This is a genomic window from Lentilactobacillus kisonensis DSM 19906 = JCM 15041, from assembly GCF_001434135.1.
Classification (GTDB): Bacteria; Bacillota; Bacilli; order Lactobacillales; family Lactobacillaceae; genus Lentilactobacillus; species Lentilactobacillus kisonensis.
The window spans coordinates 194,966-202,365 of sequence record NZ_AZEB01000002.1 but is presented as its reverse complement, the minus strand read 5'-3'; the positions used below and the strand labels follow the sequence as shown (position 1 = coordinate 202,365).

The 7,400-nt window shown below is 40.7% G+C and carries 12 protein-coding genes; 2 read left to right on the top strand and 10 right to left on the bottom strand.

What is annotated here, in order from left to right; translation table 11 throughout:
- Positions 1-191 precede the first annotated feature (191 nt).
- The 5 genes from ahpC to FC98_RS02445 form a co-directional block, all read right to left on the bottom strand.
- Positions 192-755 (bottom strand): alkyl hydroperoxide reductase subunit C, encoded by a 564-nt coding sequence (gene ahpC, locus FC98_RS02465; RefSeq protein ID WP_054654710.1) that lies wholly within the window; start codon positions 753-755, stop codon positions 192-194.
- Between the two features lie 148 nt (positions 756-903).
- Positions 904-1,233, bottom strand: coding sequence for a carboxymuconolactone decarboxylase family protein (locus FC98_RS02460; RefSeq protein ID WP_008856431.1), 330 nt, complete (start codon positions 1,231-1,233; stop codon positions 904-906).
- Between the two features lie 62 nt (positions 1,234-1,295).
- Positions 1,296-1,715: a cupin domain-containing protein gene (locus FC98_RS02455; protein ID WP_008856430.1), complete on the bottom strand. Its 420-nt coding sequence runs from the start codon at positions 1,713-1,715 to the stop codon at positions 1,296-1,298.
- A 14-nt stretch (positions 1,716-1,729) separates the two neighbouring features.
- Positions 1,730-2,473 (bottom strand): SDR family oxidoreductase, encoded by a 744-nt coding sequence (locus FC98_RS02450; RefSeq protein ID WP_056949144.1) that lies wholly within the window; start codon positions 2,471-2,473, stop codon positions 1,730-1,732.
- Between the two features lie 298 nt (positions 2,474-2,771).
- Positions 2,772-3,395: an NAD(P)H-binding protein gene (locus tag FC98_RS02445; protein ID WP_008856427.1), complete on the bottom strand. Its 624-nt coding sequence runs from the start codon at positions 3,393-3,395 to the stop codon at positions 2,772-2,774.
- A gap of 102 nt (positions 3,396-3,497) precedes the next feature.
- Here FC98_RS02445 and FC98_RS02440 point away from each other — a divergent pair, with 102 nt between their 5' ends.
- Both FC98_RS02440 and FC98_RS02435 read left to right on the top strand, forming a co-directional pair.
- Positions 3,498-3,935 (top strand): MerR family transcriptional regulator, encoded by a 438-nt coding sequence (locus FC98_RS02440; RefSeq protein ID WP_008856426.1) that lies wholly within the window; start codon positions 3,498-3,500, stop codon positions 3,933-3,935.
- Positions 3,936-4,027: 92 nt separating this feature from the next.
- On the top strand, positions 4,028-4,465 hold the full coding sequence (locus FC98_RS02435) for a MerR family transcriptional regulator (RefSeq protein WP_008856425.1): 438 nt from the start codon (positions 4,028-4,030) through the stop codon (positions 4,463-4,465).
- A gap of 66 nt (positions 4,466-4,531) precedes the next feature.
- On the opposite strand, the gene FC98_RS14585 is transcribed toward FC98_RS02435, so the two are convergent.
- The 5 genes from FC98_RS14585 to FC98_RS02415 all read right to left on the bottom strand — a co-directional run bounded on the left by FC98_RS14585 (position 4,532) and on the right by FC98_RS02415 (position 7,239).
- Positions 4,532-4,678: a hypothetical protein gene (locus tag FC98_RS14585; RefSeq protein ID WP_008856424.1), complete on the bottom strand. Its 147-nt coding sequence runs from the start codon at positions 4,676-4,678 to the stop codon at positions 4,532-4,534.
- A gap of 4 nt (positions 4,679-4,682) precedes the next feature.
- Positions 4,683-5,033: a hypothetical protein gene (locus tag FC98_RS02430; protein WP_054654709.1), complete on the bottom strand. Its 351-nt coding sequence runs from the start codon at positions 5,031-5,033 to the stop codon at positions 4,683-4,685.
- The gene (locus FC98_RS02425) at positions 5,023-5,268 is read right to left on the bottom strand and encodes a helix-turn-helix transcriptional regulator (protein WP_008856422.1); all 246 of its coding nucleotides are present in this window, start codon (positions 5,266-5,268) and stop codon (positions 5,023-5,025) included. The genes FC98_RS02430 and FC98_RS02425 overlap by 11 nt, the downstream gene beginning before the upstream one ends.
- A 177-nt stretch (positions 5,269-5,445) precedes the next feature.
- Complete coding sequence (locus FC98_RS02420; protein ID WP_008856421.1) at positions 5,446-6,630, bottom strand: SAM-dependent methyltransferase; 1,185 nt, start codon at positions 6,628-6,630, stop codon at positions 5,446-5,448.
- A 156-nt stretch (positions 6,631-6,786) separates the two neighbouring features.
- A complete protein-coding gene (locus FC98_RS02415; protein ID WP_054654705.1) occupies positions 6,787-7,239 on the bottom strand; it encodes a MerR family transcriptional regulator in 453 nt (150 codons plus the stop codon).
- Between the last annotated feature and the right edge of the window lie 161 nt (positions 7,240-7,400).

The following is a 7,400-nucleotide window of genomic DNA, read 5'->3' as shown; positions in this document are numbered from 1 at the left end:
TTTATCGGCGGGACTTATGTCCCAGCCACATTTTTCCGTTAAATGGCAGGGATCTGCCGTTTGTCGCAGCTTTCTACAATATAAAGGTGGTAATCAAAGTTGTCATTACAAACTGAAAACGACTAATATCCCACCCCTCTTTACTTTATTTGATTAACTCGCAATCGTTTCAAGGGTTCCAAACAAATCAACTAAATCTTACCAACTAGCTTAGTTCCCGGCTTTAAAGTTTTGGCGCCAGGCTGCCAGTTTGCTGGACAAACACGATCACCATGTTCGGCCACAAATTGAGCAGCTTCTAGCGTTCGAAGGACTTCATGGGCATTGCGGCCAATTCCCATATCATTAATTGTGTACGAACGCACCTTACCTTCAGGGTCAACGATAAATACCCCACGATAAGCTTGACCGGCATCCTCATCCAACACACCAAAGAAACGGGCCAGCTTCCCAGCCGGATCGGCGAGCATTGGATACTGAACCTTACCTACTTCATCACTTTGCTCATGCCAAGCTTGATGCACAAACTCGGTATCTTCAGAAACGGAATAGATTTCTGCCCCGGCCTTTTTGAATTCATCGTAATTATCAGCTAAATCACCTAATTCAGTTGGACAAACAAAGGAAAAATCTGCTGGGTAAAAGAAAACAATCGACCAGTGGCCTAAAAGATCTTGCTTAGTCACTGACTTTACTTCACCATTTTGAAAGGCATTAACCTTGAAATTACCAATCTCTTCACCAATAAAATTCATTTGAAGTCCCTCCAATTTTTATTTACTGCCTATCCCTAGTGTAAAATATTTCGAAGAGAGTTTCAATAATGATTCTAAAGTAATATTAATTATAAAGTGGAATGATGTTAGACAACGCTTGTTAACCTCTTTGCTAGTCAATTATTGGCTAAGCTTTCGAATCTCCGAATATTTTCTTAGCAATTCCAAATGCTGACCAAGCCTTGGGCCAACCAGCATAAAATGCCAAGTGTGTGATTAATTCAACCATTTCCTCTTTGGTGACACCATTTTGCTTTGCCATCTTCATATGGGCTTCTAATTGCGGAAACAACCCTTGAGACATTAAGCTGGCACAAGTAATCATACTTCGATCCCTTGCAGATAGCTTTGATTCTCGTGACCAAACTTGGCCAAATAAAACGTCATCATTTAATTTCGCGAACTTAGGTGCAAAATCTCCCAGGTTATCTCGACCTGCCGTTTGCTTTTTTGCCATGATTACATAACCTCCAATTGATTATAAATTCTATCTGAACCACGTTCTTCCGAGCAGAAAACTTACTTTTCCGTTCCTAACTGCTCGTAATCATGCTCTGAAACCGGCTCTAACCATTCCGGCGTTCCCGCGGTAATGGCAATATGTGAGAACCAACTATCTTTAGTAGCGCCGTGCCAGTGCTTAATCCCATCGTGCGTGACGACAACATCGCCCGGCACTAGGTGTTGAGCAGGCTTGCCTTCCTCTTGATACCAACCCTCACCACCAGTCACCAGTAGGATCTGGAACCCATTGTGGTGAATGTGCCAGTTATTCCGGCAACCGGGTTCAAATGTGACGTTGCCAACACCAACAGTCACATTTGGATCGTTTACCAAACCTTGTAAATAACTTTGACCAACAAAATATTGTGCATATGCATCATTTTTGGATCCAGCTGGGAAAATAACCCCATTTTTAACATTTTCATTTTTAGCCATTTTTTACGCTCCTTTTATCCTTGCTTTGTTGGGTAAATTATAAATTCATTCACGTTAACGTCTTCTGGTTGATCAACGGCAAAGTTAACCACTCGAGCAACCGCATCGGGGCCAATCCCAACCGAATTGTACAGGCTATCCATCCCTGCCCGGGTATTTTGATCGGTAATCGTGTGTAATAACTCCGTGTTAATTGCGGCTGGGTATAGCGTGGCCGTCCGGATATTTGTCCCTTCCTGGGCACTTTCCATCCGAATGACTTCCATTAAGTTACGAACGGCAAACTTTGTGGCACCATATACCCCGGCTCCAGGGAAGCTCTTAATCCCAGCAACGGAGGAGGTTGTGATAATTTGACCATGTTTTTGGCTAGTGAAGTCAGGCATCACCGCGGCTACCCCATTTAAAACGCCCTTTAGATTAATATCAATCATGGCATTCCATTCATCAATGTGTAACGCACTGATCGGTGAACTTGGCATGATGCCGGCATTATTGAAAATTACGTCGATACCGCCAAATCGATCCTTAGCTAATTGAACAAGCGCTTTGACTTGTCCTGGTTGAGTGACATCCGTTGATTGATACGTTGCCTGACCACCAGCGGCAATAATTTGATCCACAATTTCTTTTAATCGTTCTTCTCGGCGAGCCCCTAATACTAACTTGGCGCCATTCTTAGCCAGTAACTTTGCTGAAGCTTCACCAATTCCAGATGATGCCCCTGTAATGACAATTACCTTATCTTTAACACTCATCATGCCATCTCCTAAATAAAAAGTGAGCGAAGTCAGGCGCTTAGAAACTGGAATATAAGTCTCCTTGGCCAGAAATTCCTGGTTTTGGAATTTTTGGTCAAGGTGCTTATATGGAAGTTTCTGCCTGACGCAGCTGTCCTAAGTAAAGTGAGCGGAACAAAGCGGTTAGAAACCGGAACATAAGTCTCTTATAACAGAATTCTGGGTTTGGAATTTTTGTTACAGGTGCTTAGGTGGCGGTTTCTGCTTTGTGCAGCTGTCCTAACTAAACTTCTCCGCTCTCTAATTAATACATTGGTCAGTCGCCATCAGTTCCCGGCTGATCGATTCCTAAACTACTGTGTTCGTATAACGACGGGTCTTTAATAATTTTCATAACTAAGTCCGCAATACTCTTGCGAGAAATGATTGTTCCTTTGAACGGTTCCCCCTTCTCAGTCAGCTCATAATTGATCACGTCATCATTTGACATGTACGCTGCTCTAACAATTGTGTAATCAAGATTCGAATTCTCTATAATTTTTGCCGCCCGTCTGGTATCATCCATCACATCAGTGCCAACGGAAGCTTCTACCCAACGGCCAAACTCACCAGGGACCTCGTGATAAAGCCCTAAGCCGGTAATATAAATTAACCGTTTAACATCATTCGTTGCCATTGCCTTCACGATGCTTTGAGCCATTGGTTCAAATTCGCCACCTAAATTAGCATAGACAATATCTTGGTCGCCAATGGCAGCCGTTAGCTTAGCAGTATCGTTGACATCTCCCTCAATTACCCGCTCTCGTTTTGAGTCAATATCAGAAATCCGCTGCACATTTCTCAAATATAATGTTAACTGGGCATTGGTTTCGCTTAATAACCGCTGGCGGACCAATTTAGCAATTTGGCCGTTGGCTCCTAAAATAATCACGTTTGTCATGATAACCTCCTTTAAATGCAAGTTTTTCTTTACAAAAGCTACCTTACAACTTAAAGTGGACTTTAAGTCAATAACTTATTTCAAAAGAATCGGGGGATTTAGATGCAAGCAATTAAAACCGAAGCAACTTATACCATTGGCGAGTTTGCCGATCTTGTCAATTTAACCGCGCCAACCATCCGTTACTATGAGAGCCAGGGCCTTTTAAAGGCGAGAAGAAATGACAGCGGTCGGCGTTACTTTACAGCTGCTGATATTAAATGGGTTAAATTCCTATTGCACTTGAAGGGAACCGGAATGAGCATTAGTGATCTCAAACAGTACGTTACCTGGCGAGCGATGGGGGATGAAACCATTCCTAATCGTTTAGAATTACTTGAAAATACCCAGGCTGACTTTTTGGAAAAATACCGAGAAGTCCAACATCACCTTGAAATTTTAACCGACAAAATTAATTGGTATAAACAAAAGGAAACAGGCAAAACCAGTGGTCAAGAACCATTTGCTGACTATTTAAAGCGAATGGGCCACAAAGAATAATAGCAATTAAATGTTTTGCTTTACAAACGCTTTCACTAATTCTAAAGTATAGTTAATTATGGATTTCTATCAAAAGGATTGGAGATATTGTCATGGCAGAAACCAATTCAGAACACCGATACACCCTTAGTGAGTTTTCGCGGATCGTGAACCTGCCGATCCCAACCATTCATGCTTATGAACGGCAACGAATTATTAAAGCCCATAGTAGTGATGGCAGTCGCCGAATCTTTACCGATGAAGATGTTGACTGGGTTAAATGCCTAGTGCACCTAAAAGCTGCGGGGATGAGTCTCCAAGATATTCAAGAGTATGTCGCCTGGCAAGACTTAGGTGATGATACAATTCCCAACCGAGTCTCATTATTGGAACGAACCCGTGATGAATTTGTAAAAAAGAACCAACGAATTCTTCAGCACCTCCAAGTCGTTGACGACCGAATCGCCTGGTACCAAGCTAAAGAATCTGGCGAGGCGGACGGCAGCGAACCATTTGCCCAATATGTTAAGGATCGTGGTCATACAGAATAATTAAGCCTAAAAGTGCCTGAAAGCAATTATTTAGATTGCCTTCAAGCACTTTTTTAGAACACATATTTATTTGTAAACCACCATTGCGCCAACATATCCAAACCCCACCGAGAAATTAACGCTAATAACCTCCAGTTTTGAATCCGCTAAGAATCGGTTTACTTGCTTATCCAAGCCGCCTTGCCCAAAGGCTGTAAATGTTTTCACCTTCATAAAATTACCTCATTTCTTTTCGATACTTACTGAATAAATAAATCGCAGCCGCAATCATCGCAAACGCGTACTTGTACAATTTGAACTGGTTAACGAGGTAGGTGGAAGGAAAAATAATCTCACAAACAATCAGAACAACGAGTGCATTTGACATGGCTTTCAGATATATTCCTGAAGTTCGTTCGTCAGATTCCCCCAACCGTCTTACCAATATCCACACCATAATGAAGGAGCGGACCAGTAGAATCATCCCGGTCCCAACCAAAATGTTGAAGTTATCGCTATCCTTGTCAGCCCATAGCTTAATTGGGTAAAATATCCAAGCTGGAATGTCCGAAATTGATTTAATGTCCATCAGAATCATCCCCTTCTTTATAACCAAAAATATCGGTAATCGGGACATTGAAATAATTGGCAATTCTAAAAGCCAGTTTGAGTGACGGTGAATAATGGCCCTTTTCCATCACTAAAATGGTTTGCTTACTGACCCCAACCGCATCTGCTAAACCTTTTTGAGACAAGTGGCTGAGGACACGAAACTCATACACTTTATTACTAATTTGATCATCATCAAATTTGTTTTTACTCATTTGCCCCACCTCACTTTACAGATACATCATACAACTTAGTTTTATAAAAGTAAAGTTTACTTTACTATAAATAAAATAAAGTTACCAAATAGGGCCATCATTCCTAATTAGAAATGATGGCCCTTTTTGGTAACTTTTGAGATTTAAGCCTCTAGCTCGGCTTGAAAAGATTGAAATCTAATCCTGTTCTTGTTGATAAACATACTGACGAGTCATTGGTAGTCCCGTGCCACTTGGTGCATTCGTTAATAAGTACTGCATCACGTCAATATTGCCTGCTTCAAATGATGCTGCACTAGCTTGAAGATATAACGTCCACATCCTTGAGAATGGCACGCCATACTTTTCTTTTACCTGATCAATCACCTTCACATAGTTAGCGTACCAGATTTCAAGTGTCTTTTGATAATGACGGCGTAATGGTTCAAGGTCCGTTAACTGTAAACCAGCATCCATCACATGAGTCAAGTTTTCTGCCATGTTAGGAATATAACCACCATGGAAAATATACTTGTTCAAGAATGGATCAACCCCAGCACCAACGTGTTGACCAGTAATCCCATGAATCAGTGCCCGGCCATCTGGTTCCAAGAAATCTTTAACCTTCTTAAAGTACAAGCCCAGATTTTCTTTCCCAACGTGTTCAAACATCCCTACTGAGGTCACGTAATCAAACTTCTGATTAACTTCCCGATAGTCCTCTAATAAGACGTTAACTTTACCTTCCAAATGACGTTTCTTAATTTGTTCATTGGTGTAATCATACTGTTCTTTACTCAATGTAATCCCGGTTGCCTGAAGGTCAAACTCTTCAGCAGCCATGAATAATAACGTTCCCCAGCCGCTACCAATGTCCAACAACTTTTTGCCAGCAACCGGATTGAGCTTATGCAAAATATGGCGGTCCTTATTAATCTGGGCCTGCTCTAAAGTATCATCGTCATGCTCAAAGTAAGCGCATGAGTACGTCATTGATTTATCCAACCACATTTGGTAGAAGTCATTACCAATGTCGTAATGGCTTTGAATATCCTTTTCACTTTCCTTTTCAGAATGTGAGATCTTTGGCAGGTGTTTTAAAAATGGGTTGTTCGTTAAAAAGCTTCCAGATTGACGGAATGCGGAAGCAACTAATTCTTGAATACTACCATCGATTTCGATATCACCGTTCATATAAGCCTCGGCCAATACTAAAGTTGGCTTCGCTGTCATTTCCTTAATGGGAATTTCCTTCTTGATTGCAATCTTAACTTGTGGCTGTCCATCCCCATAAGCTTCAGTCTTTCCATTCCAATAAGTAACTTGAACTGGAATATCAAACGCTCGACTTAATAATTCGCTATAAACCGTTTTTTCTAACATCAAATGACCTCCAAAAATATGATAATGTATCCAGTTTAACTCTTAGAGGGGTTATAAAAGCAACCCCTAATTGAAAATAAATTTCAAAATAGACATTTTACCACTAATATATTACACCCATTTAAAGAAAAGATAAGCCAAAAGCGTTTCAATTTTTTAATCTATCTTCTCTGTTCCGGCAGGGACCAGCTTAAATTGCGTCCCATCATCATAAATAACCGCGTACAATAGTTTATCCTTATCTTCATCAAAATAACCTAAATTAATCGCCGGATGATTGTCATAAGTAGCCACGTCTTCAAAGCGGTCAAAAATCACCCGCCGAACTAACTTCAACGTATTGTTCTTATTTTCAGCCTTTTCTGCCGCAACCGCTAACGTATACCCTTGGTCCAAAAATAGCTTAATTTGGTAAGCCTTAATGAGCATACTATAGCTAAATTTACGATTTTGATTTTTGCCCTGTTTGCTCTTAATGTACCCCTTGCGCTCCCAATAACGTAACTTGGTTTGGGAAATTCCCGTTGCGCGGGACACATCCCCTAGCCCCATATACCAAGCATTATCTTTAACAATCTCGGCTAATTTTTGTTTGAATTCCTTATCCACTTAAATTCCTCGTTTCTAATCTTCGGAACCTTGTAATTGGTTTCATTGGCTTTAGGTCAACATTCTGATTATCAGATTGTCTATAATCCATTGAATATTATTTAACATTAAGTATATATTTTTATATATCGTTGTCAAGATAGTTGACAATCATTGCGAAT